This window comes from Sphingomonas gei (genome assembly GCF_004792685.1).
GTDB lineage: Bacteria > Pseudomonadota > Alphaproteobacteria > Sphingomonadales > Sphingomonadaceae > Sphingomonas > Sphingomonas gei.
In genome coordinates this window covers 194,720-207,999 of the sequence record NZ_SRXT01000005.1, presented here as the reverse complement: position 1 = coordinate 207,999, position 13,280 = coordinate 194,720, and the positions used below count along the sequence as shown (strand labels likewise).

Sequence of the window (13,280 nt, the reverse complement as noted above, 5' to 3'; positions counted from 1 at the left end):
AAGACTGATATCCCTTCCACAAACGGCCATTCCGCCCTGCGTTTAGTTCGAACTCGGACCGACTTGCACTGGACCGCTCAGAACTAGCTGTACGCCGCCTCTCCAGCCGCGTCAGATATTCTCTCTCCAAGCTCTTCAAGGTCCCGAATCTTGGGGTTTTGAGATAGGCAATCGCAACATGAGACCAGAAGCCATCTGCCGACTGCCTCTGCACTTTGGCGCACCGGCGCCCAATCATGAGCGTAATCGGCGCTAGAACCGTGGATGAACCTGCTTCGACCTGCGTCGTAGATTTGGGCAATCACCGCCTTCGTCGTGCGACCGTCCTTCATGAGCGCATCATGGGGCATGGCGCCAAGCCGCGCGCCGATCAGTTTGACGATTCCGCTCGCCTTCTTGTCGGCGGCCAAGGCATCCATGCTAGCGGCGAATTTAGTGGTAGCAATTTGATCCAACGGTTCACGGCAGGCCTCGTGAAACCACCACAGGCTTAGAAAAAGGGCGCTCATCACCTTCGGGCGTGCTACCGGTTGGCTGGGCTGAACATAGCCATCTAGCGCTTCTCCGATCTGATCAAATAACCATCGGTAGGAAGACAGACTTTCTTCAAGCTCAGGTTCCGAGTATCTTCCTGTAGGGAAATCTGCGCGCTCAGAACTTGAACCGACCTTTGCGTTGCTTCCAAAGAGGACGGTGTGGCGATGCGATCGGCGCCGATCGTAAAGCAGCCTCATCCATCGTAAACCATCCGAAGGTCGATCCCACATAAGTGAGATAGCTGCCATCGCGAGGCGAGCGGTGAGCAGGCCTTTTTCTTGAAGATATTTTCCCGAAAGACCGTCAGTAGCGACGGAGCACACCACGGGGCACTCACCGATCGCATCTAGGATGGCGTCTTCAGCTGAAGAATCGAAGGAGGGTACACGTTTCCTAAGCGGTTTTCCGTTCCATCGCATGAGAAGCCGGCGCGCCGTGATCGGCGACAATTTACCCGCTGCGAGCATGCGTTGCCGCCATAATTCTCGCGCCTCGAAACGGACCGGCCCGACCTCAAGTGGGTAAGGTCCGTTACCTTCTATAAGGTGGCAACCTAACGTCAGGTCGATAGGCCTATTATATTGGCCGATCTGCTCCGCGAGCAAATCCGTGACCCTTGCACTTACAATTAGCTGCAGTTGGTCATCATCAAGATCAAGGTCTATTTCAGACAGAGCCACGGCAAAGGATCGCCCTGCCACTTGGCACAACTCATCAATCTTAAATCTAGGCTTGAGTTTTTGATCATTTTCCCATAATATAAGCGCATAATCTGATACAGCTTTTAGCATAGCCTCAGTTGCAAGGAGGGAACGCCCATCTCCCAACCAGAGTCTCTCCGGAAAAACTATTCTTCTTACCCGGCCAGCAGTCGGCGGCTTCCATTTTTGGTTTTGCGCTACTCGCAGCTCACGCAATATTTCCATAATTAATTCGGATTTGGTCACCGCGAGCCTAACCCCGTAAACAATTAGATCATTCAACTCCTTGTCCTACGCTACGCATAACAAATCAAGAACGAACCTTGAACATTAATGACAAACGAAGTCGCCGACGACGAGCTGGAACAGTTGCTGAACGTCCTGCCCGTGGTGACCGCTTCCCTTTGTTCGCACGGTTTGCAACGAGGTCTGGCTACCCCTTGCAATGTAGGATTTCGTTTGCTGGGATCGAGGCGCTGCCGCCCGGCGGCCGCTCTTTGACAATGTCGGTCCGACCGAACGCAAGGCGCGTCCGGGCCAGACCTTCATAAATTCCCGCATGGCTCATTCACCGCTGAAACATGCGCGATAGTGTGACCCTAGTGTGACCTTTGCGCCGCGAGGCTTTACGCAGAGTCAACCGCTTCAAAACATGAATCTTTGGAAATCAGTGCGTTAGCGAGTCAAGCAATGCTCGAAAAAACCGCCAGCGAGTCAACCGGAGTCAACCAACCCGCTTGACCACCCGAAGCCGCAACGACGCCGCCCTACTTCATCAACCCCCGGATGAACCCGATCAGCCCGGTCTGCCGCGAGCGGCGCAGCCGCTCGGCCTGCAGGATCGTGTGCACCGATTCGAAGCATTCCTCGACTTCGTCGTTGACCAGCACATAGTCATAGCCGTCCCAGTGGCTGACTTCGTTGGTCGCCCGCGCCATCCGCGCGTCGATCACCTCGACCGGGTCGGTCGCACGGCGGATCAGCCGCTCGTGGAGTTCCTTGAGCGATGGCGGCAGGATGAACACCCGGACGACGTCGCCGCCGGCGAGCTGGAACAGCTGCTGCGCGCCCTGCCAGTCGATGTCGAACAGCACGTCGCGGCCCGAGGCGAGGATCTTGTTCACCCCCTCGCGCGGAGTGCCGTAGCGATGGTCGAACACGTGCGCCCATTCGAGGAACTCGTTGTTCGACACCATCTCGCGGAATTTCTCGAGGTCGATGAAATGATAGTCGACTCCGTCCACTTCGCCCGGGCGGATCGGCCGGGTGGTATAGGACACCGACATTTCGAGGAACGGATCCGCCTTGAGCAGTTTCCGCGCGATCGTCGACTTGCCCGCGCCCGAAGGCGAGGACAGCACGAACAGGACCCCGCGGCGGCGGAATTTGTGCGGATCGTTCTCGGTGCGGTGGGGCATGGGCGCTAGTGGCGTGCGGACTCGCCCCGCGTCAAGTCAGACGCGCTCGTCGCGCGTCCGGCGGCGGTCCTTGGCGAAGCGATACAGGCCGTAGCCGCCGGCGAGCAGCAGCCCGGGCGTGCCCATGCGGGTGATGACGCGCTGGGCGACATAGTCGATCGCCGCGCCCTTGACGCCGCCGCGGCCGTCGCGCCGGTCGATCCGGTTGCCGATGAACGCGCCGATCAGGTTGCGGATCATATCGCCGTCTCGGAATTGGCGAAGCGGTGGATGCCATACGCGATCGCGCCGAACACCAGCAACGCCGGCACGACGGTCTTGGCGACCTTCCAAGCCGCGACGCCCGCAACCGCGCCGAGCGTCCCGCCCTCGCCGTCGCTGGCGTCGATCTTGTGGCCGATAAAGGCGGCGATTGCGTTGCCGATCATGTGCTTCTCCTTTGGTGGGGAAGCGCAGGAGATGCAGGAGAGTTCCGCCGCAAATTTACCGCCCGATCATCGTCTCCGGCCGCACATATTGGTCGAACGTCGCTTCGTCGACCAGCCCGAGCGCCAGCCCGCTCTCCTTGAGCGTGAGCCCCTTCTCATGGGCGTTCTTGGCGATCTTGGCGGCATTGTCATAGCCGATCGCCGGCGCCAGCGCGGTGACCAGCATCAGCGAGCGGCCGACCAGATCGGCGATCTGCTTCTCGTTCGCCTCGATCCCGTCGACGCAGCGCTCGGCGAAGCTGGTCATGCCGACCGACAGCAGATGGATCGAGCGCAGCACGTTGGCGCCGATCAGCGGCATGAACACATTGAGCTCGAAATGCCCCTGCATGCCGCCGACGGTGACGGCCTGGTTGTTGCCGATCACCTGCGCCGCGACCATCGTCAGCGACTCGCACTGGGTGGGGTTGACCTTGCCCGGCATGATCGAGCTGCCCGGCTCGTTGGCGGGCAGCGACAATTCGCCGAGCCCCGAGCGCGGACCCGAGCCGAGCAAGCGGATGTCGTTGGCGATCTTGTTGAGCGCGACGGCGAGCGTGTTGAGCGCGCCCGAGAAGAACACCAGCCCGTCCTTGGCGGCCAGCTGCTCGAACTTGTTCGGCGCGGGCTCGAAATGGGTGCCGGCGATATCCGAGATCGCCGCCGACATGTCCTCGGCCCAGCCCTCGGGCGCATTGAGCCCGGTGCCGACGGCAGTGCCGCCGATCGCCAGCTTGCGCAGGTTTCCGTTGAGCGCTCCCTCGATCCGCGCCTTGCAGCTCACCAGCTGCGCGGCATAGCCCGAGAATTCCTGGCCGAGCGTCAGCGGCGTCGCGTCCTGGGTATGGGTGCGGCCGATCTTGATGATGTGATCCCAGCCCTCGGCCTTGGTGACGAGCGAAGCGGTCAGCCGGTCGAGCGCCGGGACCAGCGCGTCCCGAGTCGCGCGGACCGCGGCGACGTGGAGCGCAGTCGGGAAGCTGTCGTTCGACGACTGGCTCATATTGACGTGATCGTTGGGGTGCACCGGCGACTTGCCGCCGCGCGTTCCCGCCAGCACGTCATTGGCGCGGCCGGCGATGACTTCGTTGACGTTCATGTTGGTCTGGGTGCCGCTGCCGGTCTGCCAGATCACCAGCGGGAACTGGTCGTCGAGCTTGCCGTCGACGATTTCCTGCGCGGCCGCCTCGATCGCATCGGCGATTTTGCCGTCCATGCCATGCTTGCGGTTCACCCGCGCCGCGGCCTGCTTCACGATCGCCTGGGCATGGACGATGCCGATCGGCATCCGCTCCGTGCTCCCGAACGGGAAATTCTCGATCGAACGCTGGGTCTGCGCGCCCCAATAGGCCTGGGCGGGGACTTCGATGGCGCCGATCGAATCGGTTTCGGTGCGGGTATTGGTCACGACATCCTCCGGGAGCGATTTGCGAGCGCTCTAAAGGGAAGGTCGGCGCTTACACAACCCCGTCACCCCGGCGAAAGCCGGGGTCCAGGGTCAAGGGCGATGCGGTGCTTGGCACTGGATCCCGGCTTTCACCGGGATGACGAAGACGCGACGGATTACTTCTTCCGCTTGAAGTCCACCGAGACGACGTTCGAGCCGTCGTCCGCCGGAGTCACCGTCGGGCCGTCATTCTCGGCCTCTTCGTGCGGCTCGGGGCCTTCGGGCACATCCTGCGCCTGGAAGCGCAGCTCGAAATTGACCGCCGGATCGTGGAAGCCGGTGATCGCCGAGAACGGGATGTTGAGCATCGCCGGCACCTGGTTGAAGCTCAGCCCGACCGAGAATTTCTCGTCGTCGACCCTCAGGTCCCAGAAGCGGTGCTGGAGGACGATCGTCATCTCGTCGGGGAAACGCTCGATCAGCCGCTGCGGGATGTCGACCCCGGGGGCGTGCGTCTTGAAGGTGATGTAGAAATGATGCGCGCCCGGCAGCGCCTGAGTCGCGGCCACCGTCCCGAGCACGCGCCCGACCACGGCACGAAGCGCCTCCTGGACGATCTCGTCATAGGGAATCAGGCTGTCAGGCACGGTAACGGTCATGCCTCTTGGGTAGCGCCTCGTGCCGACGGGTCAAGCGTATGCTGCTTGCCGACAAGCAAGCCTATTTTGCTTGGGGACGCACCGGCGCTATGGGGGCGCCATGCGAACCGCCACGATCAGCCGCAAGACCAGCGAGACCTCGGTCGACGTCACTATCAACCTCGACGGCACCGGCGCCTTTGCGGTGTCGACCGGCATCGGCTTCTTCGATCACATGCTCGAGCAGCTCAGCCGCCACTCGCTGATCGACCTGGACGTGAAGACCGTCGGCGACCTGCATATCGACCAGCACCACACCGTCGAGGATACCGGGCTAGCGATCGGCGAGGCGGTGGCCAAGGCGCTCGGCGACAAGAAGGGCATCCGCCGCTACGCCGATGCGCTGTCGCCGATGGACGAGACGCTGGCGCGCGTCGCGATCGACATTTCGGGCCGCCCGTTCCTCGTCTGGAAGACCGAATTCAGCCAGAAGCGCCTCGGCGAGATGGACACCGAGATGTTCGAACACTGGTTCCACAGCTTCGCGCAGACCGCGGGGGTGACGCTCCACGTCGAGACGCTCTACGGCAGCAACAACCACCATATCGCCGAAGCGGCGTTCAAGGGGCTCGCCCGGGCGCTGCGCGAGGCAGTCGAGATCGATGCGCGCAAGGCGGGCGTCATCCCCAGCACCAAGGGCATCCTCTGATGATCGTCGCGATCCTGACCTACAAGACGCCGCTCGAGACGGTCGACCTCCACCGCGCCGCGCATATCGACTGGCTGCGCAACCGCTATGCCGACGGTTCGATGCTCGCCTCGGGCCGCCAGACCCCGCCGACCGGCGGGGTGCTGCTGCTGCGCGGCACCCGCGCGGCGGCCGAGGCTTTGCTCGCGGAGGATCCGTTCGCGGTCCACGACGTCGCCGATTATGCGCTCCACGAATTCACCCCGACGATGACTGCGCCGGGGCTGGAGGCGCTCGCCGAATGAGCGTTGCGCTGATCGATTACGGCGCGGGCAATCTCCACTCGGTTCACAATGCGCTGAAGGCCGCCGGCGCCGAAGGCCTGGTGATCACCGCCGATCCGGACGTGGTGGCTAAAGCCGATCGCATCGTGCTGCCCGGCGTCGGCGCGTTCGGCGCCTGCGCGCGCGGTCTGCGCGACGTCGATGGGATGGTCGCCGCGATCGAGCAGCGCGTGCTGAGCGAAGCCGCGCCGTTCCTCGGCGTGTGCGTCGGCATGCAGCTGATGGCGCGCCGCGGCGAGGAGCTCGGCACGCATGACGGCCTCGGCTGGATCCCCGGCGTGGTGCGGCATTTGCCGCCCTCGCCCGGCGTTCGCGTGCCGCATATGGGCTGGAACGATGTCGTGCCCGTCGGCGCGCACCCGCTGATCGAGCCCGGCGAAGCCTATTTCCTCCACAGCTTCGCATTTGAAGGCGAGGATGTCCTCGCCACCACCGAGCATGGCGGCAAGGTCACCGCGGCGATCGGCCGCGACAATCTCGCCGGCGTCCAGTTTCACCCCGAAAAGAGCCAGCGCTACGGCATCGCGCTGCTGGAGAGGTTCCTGAAATGGCGGCCCTGATCGTCTTCCCCGCCATCGACCTCAAGGCCGGCCAGGTCGTCCGCCTCGCCGAGGGCGATATGGACCGCGCCACCATTTATGGCGACGATCCCGCCGCGCAGGCCGAAATCTTCGCGCAGGCCGGGGCGGAGTGGCTCCATGTCGTCGATCTCGACGGCGCCTTCGCCGGCGAATCGGTCAACGGCGCCGCAGTCGCTTCGATCGTCGGACGCTTCGGCGGCAAGGTCCAGCTCGGCGGCGGCATCCGCAATCGCGAATCGATCGATCGCTGGCTCGATCTCGGTGTCGCGCGCGTCGTGATCGGCACCGCCGCGCTGGAGAATCCCGAGCTGGTGCGCGAAGCGGCACGCGACAATCCGGGCCGGATCGTCGTCGCGGTCGACGCCCGCGACGGGCTGGTCGCGACGCGCGGCTGGGCGGATGTTTCCGACGTGGCGGTGGTCGATCTCGCCCGCCGCTTCGAGGATGCCGGCGTGGCGGCCTTGCTGTTCACCGATGTCGGCCGCGACGGGCTGCTCAAGGGGTGCAATGTCGAGGCGACGGTAGCGCTGGCGCGGGCAGTGTCGATCCCGGTGATCGCCAGCGGCGGAGTGACCGATATCGGCGACATCCATGCGCTGCGGGGGCATGTCGACGATGGCGTCGAGGGCGTGATCACCGGGCGGGCGCTGTATGACGGGCGGCTGGCCCTCGGCGAGGCGATCGCGGTGGCGAAGTCTCCCTCTCCCCGCTTGCGGGGAGAGGGGCCTATCGATAGTGCATCCCACTTGCCCCTCTCCCCTAAAGAGGAGAGGGAGAAGTGACCGTCCGCGCGCGCGTCATCCCCTGCCTCGACGTGGCCAACGGCCGCGTCGTCAAGGGCGTCAACTTCGTCGACCTGATCGACGCCGGCGACCCGGTCGAGCAGGCGCGCGCCTACGACGCCGCGGGCGCCGACGAGCTCTGCTTCCTCGACATCACCGCCAGCCACGAAGCGCGCGGCACGATCCTCGACGTCGTCCGCCGCACCGCCGAAGTGTGCTTCATGCCGCTCACCGTCGGCGGCGGGGTGCGCAGCGTCGAGGACGCCCGCGCGCTTCTGCTCGCCGGCGCTGACAAGGTCGCAGTCAATTCGGCCGCGGTGGCGCGTCCCGAAGTCGTCGCCGAGATCGCCGAGCGGATGGGCAGCCAGTGCGTCGTCGCTTCGGTCGATGCGCGGCGCATCGGTGAGCGCTGGGAAGTGTTCACCCATGGCGGCCGCCGCCCGACCGGAATAGACGCGGTCGAACACGCGCTGCACCTTGCCAAGCTGGGGGCGGGCGAACTGCTCGTCACGTCAATGGACCGCGACGGCACCCGCGACGGCTACGACCTCGACCTGATCCGCATCATCGCCGATCAGGTGACCGTGCCGGTGGTGGCGTCGGGCGGCGTCGGCAATCTCCGGCATCTCGTCGAGGGGATCCGCTACGGGCATGCGAGCGCGGTGCTGGCCGCGTCGATCTTCCATTTCGGCGAGGCGAGCATCGCCGACGCGCACGCCGCACTGGCCGCGGCGGGGATCCCGGTGCGGGCCTGAAACCCAAACCGTCACCCCGGCATTGTGCCGGGGTCCACCATGCGGCGCGGCGAGAACCTCGAACCTCCTGTCTTTCCGTTGCTGCGCAGTGGACCCCGGCACAAGGCCGGGGTGACAGGTGGTGTTTTGGGGACGGTTTAACCCTTCCCCAACTCCCCTGCCCTACACCCCCCGCATGCTCCGCATCGCGCTCGCCCTGCTGATCGCCACCCCCGCGCTGGCAGCCACCCCGCATAGCGGCATCGCCGGCACGCGCTCGATGCCCGAGCTGTCCGACCTCGCCTTGTTCGCCTGCGCCGCTTTCGGCGTGTGGTTCGTGCGCAGCCGGCTGCGCGCCCGCTTTCGCCGCGACACGCCCAAGGATTGACAGCCGCGCCCCGCTCCCGCAGCCGGAGCGGCATGGCAGATACTCTCGACGCGCTCGAAGCCGTGATCCGCGAACGCCGCGGCGGCGATCCGGCCAGCTCCTACGTCGCCCGGCTGACCGCAAAGGGCCGCGCCAAGATCGCGCAGAAGCTCGGGGAGGAAGCCGTCGAGACGGTGATCGCCGCGGTTCAGGACGACAAGGCGGCGCTGACCAGCGAAGCCGCGGACCTGATCTTCCATCTCGCGATCCTCCTCGCCGATGCGGGACTCGGCCTCGACGATGTTCGCAACGAGCTCGCCCGCCGCGAAGGCGTGTCCGGGATCGACGAAAAGGCGTCGCGTCCTACCAACTGATCGTCACGGCGAAGGCCGGGGCCCAGAGTTTCTCTGCTGCTCTGCCCGCGGCTATGGATCCGGCTTTCGCCGGGATGACGGTTTGCTATTGGAATAGTCGAGGGAGACACCCAATGCCCATCGACGCCACCCAACCCTATGACGACCAGAACATCTTCGCGAAGATCCTGCGCGGCGAGATTCCGGCCAAAACAATGTATGAGGACGCGCACGCCCTCGCCTTTCACGACATCAATCCGCAGGCGCCGCAGCACATCCTGGTGATCCCCAAGGGCGCCTATGTCAGCTGGGACGATTTCGCCGCCAAGGCGTCGGATGCCGAGATCGCCGGGTTCGTCCGCGCGGTGGGCGAGGTCGCGCGCGCGGCGGGGCTGGTCGCCCCCGGCTATCGCCTGCTCGCCAACACCGGGATGGACGCGCACCAGGAGGTGCCGCACCTCCACGTCCATATCTTCGCCGGCCGGCCGCTGGGCCCGATGCTGGCACGCTGAACCGCTGCACTAAGGGATTGCACCACTCGGTTTTGCGACTAGGCTCGCGCCTTTCAAATTCGGGCGGCGCGAACCGGCACCGCTAAGGGGACCCATCCATGATATTCGGGCGCGTAAAATCACTCGACGCCATCCTGGCGACGGCGGAAAAAAAATCGCTCCATCGATCGCTCGGCGCCTTCCAGCTGACGATGCTGGGCATCGGCGCAGTGATCGGCACCGGCATCTTCGTGCTGACCGCCGAAGCCGCGCAAAAGGCCGGGCCGGGGATGATGCTGTCGTTCGTGATCGCGGGCTTCGTCTGCGCCGTCGCCGCGCTCTGCTACGCCGAAATGGCGGCGATGGTCCCGGTCTCGGGCTCGGCCTACACCTATAGCTACGCCGTGATGGGCGAGCTGGTCGCGTGGATGGTCGGCTGGGCGCTGATCCTCGAATATGCCGTCGCCGCGGGCGCGGTGTCGGTGGGCTGGTCCGGCTATGTCGTCGGGCTGCTCGAAAACGCCTTCTCGATCGACATACCCGACATGCTGGTACGCGGCCCCTATGACGGCGGCCTGGTCAATCTGCCGGCAATGGCGATTGCCGGGCTCGTCACCTGGCTGCTGGTGATCGGCACCAAGGAAAGCGCGTTTGTCAATTCGATCCTCGTGCTGATAAAGGTCGCCGCGCTGACGCTCTTCATCATCCTCGCCGTGCCGGTGATGAACATGCAGAATTTCGAGCCCTTCTCGCCGCTCGGCTTCGCCGGCGTGTCGGCGGCGGCAGCGTCGATCTTCTTCGCTTATGTCGGCTTCGACGCAGTCTCGACCGCGGCCGAGGAAACCAAGAACCCGCAGCGCAACATGCCGATCGGCCTGATCGGCAGCCTCGCCATCTGCACGATCTTCTACCTGCTCGTCGCCGCCGGCGTCATCGGCAGCGTCGGCGCGCAACCGATGCTGGGCCCCGACGGCGCGGCACTGCCCCCGGGCAGCGTCGAGCTGACCAAGGCTTGCGCCGACCATGTCGCCGCCACCGGTCGCGACGCGGTGGTCTGCTCGAAGGAAGCGCTGGCGTGGACGCTGCGCGAAATCGGCTGGCCGCAGGTCGGCAATCTGATCGGCCTCGCCGCCGGTCTGGCGCTGCCTTCGGTCATCCTGATGATGATGTTCGGTCAGACCCGCATTTTCTTCGTGATGAGCCGCGACGGCCTGCTTCCGGCCGTCTTCTCCAAAGTCCACCCGAAGTTCCACACGCCGCACGTCATCACCATCCTGACCGGCGTCTTCGTGGCGCTGTTTGCGGCGTTCTTCCCGGTCGGCAAGCTGGCCGACATCTCGAACTCGGGCACGCTGTTCGCCTTTGCCGCAGTGTCGATCGCGGTGCTGGTGCTGCGCCGCACCGATGCTACGCGGCATCGCCCGTTCCGCACGCCGCTGATCGTCGTCACTGCGCCGATCGCGGTGCTGGGCTGCGTCTATCTGTTCTACAGCCTCGGCCACGACACCAAGATGATGTTCCTGGTCTGGGCGGCCATCGGGCTGGTGGTGTATTTCGCCTACAGCCGCGGCAAGAGTCATGTCGGCCGCGGGCTCACCGAAGTGCACGAGCCCGAGGCATATGACGATCTGGATCCGCCGGTGCCCGGCACGCGCTGAGGCAGGCAGTTACGCGAAGGGCCGGGGGCGCGAGCCTCCGGCCCTTTTCCTTGCGCGATCGCCTGGGCGGCGTCACGCGGCTGGACGCTGCGGAATCCGGCGCTATGCAGTTGAGAATGCAGGTGACTGCATGGCGTCAGGAGCGAATTGAATGAACGATACGGCGTGGCAGACAGGCGGCACCTTGTACGACGGGGCGCCGGTATGGCTTACTTTGTCGTTCGTGCTGATCGGCCTCGGCATTCTCTCGGCGCTGTTCGTCCTCGCCTGGGGCACGCGGCTGTCGAAGCGGCGGCATCATGCACGCCGAGAGCTCGAAGCGCGCGGCGCAGTCAGCCAGCCGGATGCGCCAACGCCCGTACTGCCCGTCACGGCGCCCCCGGTGAGCCCTTCCCCGCCGCCGATCGCCGATGCGCCCGCCCCGGCGACTGCGCCCGAGCCCAAACCCCTCGCCGACGAGCCGATCGCCGCGGCGGCGCCGCTCGACGCTTCACCGGCGACGCTGGCCGCGTCCGATCCAGCGCCTGCCCTGTCCGGTGCCGACGATCTCACGCGGATGAAGGGCGTCGGTCCCAAGCTCGCCGACCGGCTGAACGCGCTCGGCGTGACCCGCTTCGCCCAGCTCGCCGCGCTCACTCCCGCCGAGGCCGATGCGCTCGACGCGCAGCTCGGCACCTTCCAGGGCCGCATCCATCGCGATCGCTGGATCGAGCAGGCCGGCTTCCTCGCCCGCGGCGACCAGGCCGGTTACGAGGCCGTATTCGGGAAGCTGTGATTCTTGCGAAGCGGGGAGATCAGCCCGCTTGGCGCACCAGCAATTTGTCGATCTTGCGCCCGTCCATGTCGACGATCTCGAAGCGCCAGCCCTGCTCGGCGAACACCTCGCCCTCCACGGGCAGATGCTTGAGCACCGCGAGCGCTAGCCCGGCGACGGTGGCATAATCGCGGTCCTCGGGAAGATCGATGCCGAGCCGCTCGGCCAGCGCATCGGCGGGCATCTGGCCCGAGACCAATAACGATCCGTCCTCGCGCACCACCAGGCTGGGCGTGTCGCCCGGCTCAGCGTCGGACGCGAAATCGCCGGCGATCGCGGCGAGCAGATTGGCCGGAGTCACGATCCCTTCGAAATGGCCATATTCGTCATGGACCAGCCCCATCGGCACCTCGGCGCGGCGCAGCGCGCCGAGCGCGTCCATCGCGTCGACCTGGTCGGGCAGCACCGGCGCTGCTCGCATTAGCCGCCGCAAATCGAGCGTCTCGCCGCGGAACAGGGCCGCGACGATATCGCGCGCCTGAACCACGCCGATCACCGAATCGACCGAACCTTCCGCCACCGGCAGCCGAGTATGCGGAGTCGCCAGCAAGGCATCGCGGATTCCGGCCGGGTCGAGATCGACGTCGAGCCAGTCGACGTCGGTGCGCGGCGTCATCACTTCGCGCACCGGCCGGTCGGCGAGGCGGACGACGCCCGAAATGATCGAGCGTTCATGTTCCTCGATCACCCCCGAGCGCGACGCTTCGGCGACGATCAGATGGAGTTCCTCAACCGTGACTCGGTTCTCCGATTCGCGCTTCAGGCCGATGACGCGGAAGATCAGCGCGCTCGATTTGTCGAGCAGCCACACGATCGGCGCCGTGATCCGGCTGAGCCACAGCATCGGGATCGCCATGATCGCGGCAATCGGTTCGGGCGAGCGCAGCGCGAATTGCTTGGGCACCAGTTCGCCGACCACCAGCGAGGCATAAGTGGTGACGGCGATCACCAACGTGATTCCCACCGTGCGCGCGGTTTCGGGATCGAGCCCCAGCCCCTCGATGCGCTGCGCCACCGGTGTGCCGAGGCTGGTGCCCGAATAGGCGCCGGCGATGATACCGATCAGCGTAATGCCGATCTGCACCGTCGAGAGGAACTTGCCGGGATCCGCGGCGAGCAGAATCGCAGTCGCGGCGCCGCGATTGGTGCGCGCCAGTGCCTCGAGCCGGGCCGGGCGCGCGGAGACGATCGCCAGCTCGGACATCGAGAAGACACCGTTGATGGCGATCAGCACGAGGATGATCGCGACGTCGATCCAGGGAAAGGGAGCAGGCATGATGTGCGCCCTCCATATCCGCACTGGGCAGCGCTTCACAACCG

General features: G+C 65.3%; 16 protein-coding genes and 1 pseudogene. 10 read left to right on the top strand and 7 right to left on the bottom strand.

Annotated elements, in window-relative coordinates:
• Positions 1-83: 83 nt before the first annotated feature.
• The 6 genes from E5A73_RS13715 to E5A73_RS13690 form a co-directional block, all read right to left on the bottom strand.
• Positions 84-1,484 carry a hypothetical protein gene (locus E5A73_RS13715; RefSeq protein ID WP_135964408.1) on the bottom strand — a complete coding sequence of 467 codons (1,401 nt, stop codon included), beginning with the start codon at positions 1,482-1,484 and terminating at the stop codon, positions 84-86.
• A 521-nt stretch (positions 1,485-2,005) separates the two neighbouring features.
• Entirely contained in the window at positions 2,006-2,656 is a 651-nt protein-coding gene (gene gmk, locus E5A73_RS13710; RefSeq protein WP_135964407.1) for a guanylate kinase, read from the bottom strand.
• A gap of 36 nt (positions 2,657-2,692) precedes the next feature.
• Complete coding sequence (locus E5A73_RS13705; RefSeq protein WP_135964406.1) at positions 2,693-2,896, bottom strand: hypothetical protein; 204 nt, start codon at positions 2,894-2,896, stop codon at positions 2,693-2,695.
• Positions 2,893-3,084 (bottom strand): hypothetical protein, encoded by a 192-nt coding sequence (locus E5A73_RS13700; protein WP_135964405.1) that lies wholly within the window; start codon positions 3,082-3,084, stop codon positions 2,893-2,895. The genes E5A73_RS13705 and E5A73_RS13700 overlap by 4 nt, the downstream gene beginning before the upstream one ends.
• A gap of 55 nt (positions 3,085-3,139) precedes the next feature.
• On the bottom strand, positions 3,140-4,531 hold the full coding sequence (gene fumC / locus E5A73_RS13695; protein WP_135964404.1) for a class II fumarate hydratase: 1,392 nt from the start codon (positions 4,529-4,531) through the stop codon (positions 3,140-3,142).
• Positions 4,532-4,686: 155 nt separating this feature from the next.
• Entirely contained in the window at positions 4,687-5,169 is a 483-nt protein-coding gene (locus E5A73_RS13690; RefSeq protein ID WP_135964403.1) for an SspB family protein, read from the bottom strand.
• Between the two features lie 100 nt (positions 5,170-5,269).
• Here E5A73_RS13690 and hisB point away from each other — a divergent pair, with 100 nt between their 5' ends.
• From hisB to E5A73_RS13640, 10 genes and pseudogenes are all read left to right on the top strand, one after another.
• Entirely contained in the window at positions 5,270-5,857 is a 588-nt protein-coding gene (hisB, locus tag E5A73_RS13685) for an imidazoleglycerol-phosphate dehydratase HisB (protein WP_135964402.1), read from the top strand.
• A complete protein-coding gene (locus E5A73_RS13680) occupies positions 5,857-6,141 on the top strand; it encodes a YciI family protein (protein ID WP_135964401.1) in 285 nt (94 codons plus the stop codon). Before hisB ends, E5A73_RS13680 begins: the two co-directional genes overlap by 1 nt.
• Positions 6,138-6,740, top strand: a complete 603-nt coding sequence (gene hisH, locus E5A73_RS13675; RefSeq protein WP_135964400.1) for an imidazole glycerol phosphate synthase subunit HisH — start codon at positions 6,138-6,140, stop codon at positions 6,738-6,740. Before E5A73_RS13680 ends, hisH begins: the two co-directional genes overlap by 4 nt.
• Positions 6,728-7,456 (top strand): annotated as a pseudogene (gene hisA, locus E5A73_RS13670) (1-(5-phosphoribosyl)-5-[(5-phosphoribosylamino)methylideneamino]imidazole-4-carboxamide isomerase); the annotation flags it as partial. The gene hisH and the pseudogene hisA, both read left to right, overlap by 13 nt.
• 83 nt (positions 7,457-7,539) lie before the next feature.
• Positions 7,540-8,298 carry an imidazole glycerol phosphate synthase subunit HisF gene (gene hisF, locus E5A73_RS13665; RefSeq protein ID WP_135964398.1) on the top strand — a complete coding sequence of 253 codons (759 nt, stop codon included), beginning with the start codon at positions 7,540-7,542 and terminating at the stop codon, positions 8,296-8,298.
• A 175-nt stretch (positions 8,299-8,473) separates the two neighbouring features.
• A complete protein-coding gene (locus E5A73_RS13660; protein ID WP_135964397.1) occupies positions 8,474-8,665 on the top strand; it encodes a hypothetical protein in 192 nt (63 codons plus the stop codon).
• A gap of 32 nt (positions 8,666-8,697) precedes the next feature.
• The gene (locus E5A73_RS13655; protein ID WP_135964396.1) at positions 8,698-9,018 is read left to right on the top strand and encodes a phosphoribosyl-ATP diphosphatase; all 321 of its coding nucleotides are present in this window, start codon (positions 8,698-8,700) and stop codon (positions 9,016-9,018) included.
• A 113-nt stretch (positions 9,019-9,131) separates the two neighbouring features.
• Complete coding sequence (locus E5A73_RS13650) at positions 9,132-9,509, top strand: histidine triad nucleotide-binding protein (protein ID WP_135964395.1); 378 nt, start codon at positions 9,132-9,134, stop codon at positions 9,507-9,509.
• A gap of 98 nt (positions 9,510-9,607) precedes the next feature.
• Entirely contained in the window at positions 9,608-11,146 is a 1,539-nt protein-coding gene (locus tag E5A73_RS13645) for an amino acid permease (protein WP_135964394.1), read from the top strand.
• A 151-nt stretch (positions 11,147-11,297) separates the two neighbouring features.
• Positions 11,298-11,921, top strand: a complete 624-nt coding sequence (locus E5A73_RS13640; protein WP_135964393.1) for a hypothetical protein — start codon at positions 11,298-11,300, stop codon at positions 11,919-11,921.
• 19 nt (positions 11,922-11,940) lie between these two features.
• On the opposite strand, the gene E5A73_RS13635 is transcribed toward E5A73_RS13640, so the two are convergent.
• Positions 11,941-13,236: a hemolysin family protein gene (locus E5A73_RS13635; RefSeq protein ID WP_135964392.1), complete on the bottom strand. Its 1,296-nt coding sequence runs from the start codon at positions 13,234-13,236 to the stop codon at positions 11,941-11,943.
• Positions 13,237-13,280: the final 44 nt, after the last annotated feature.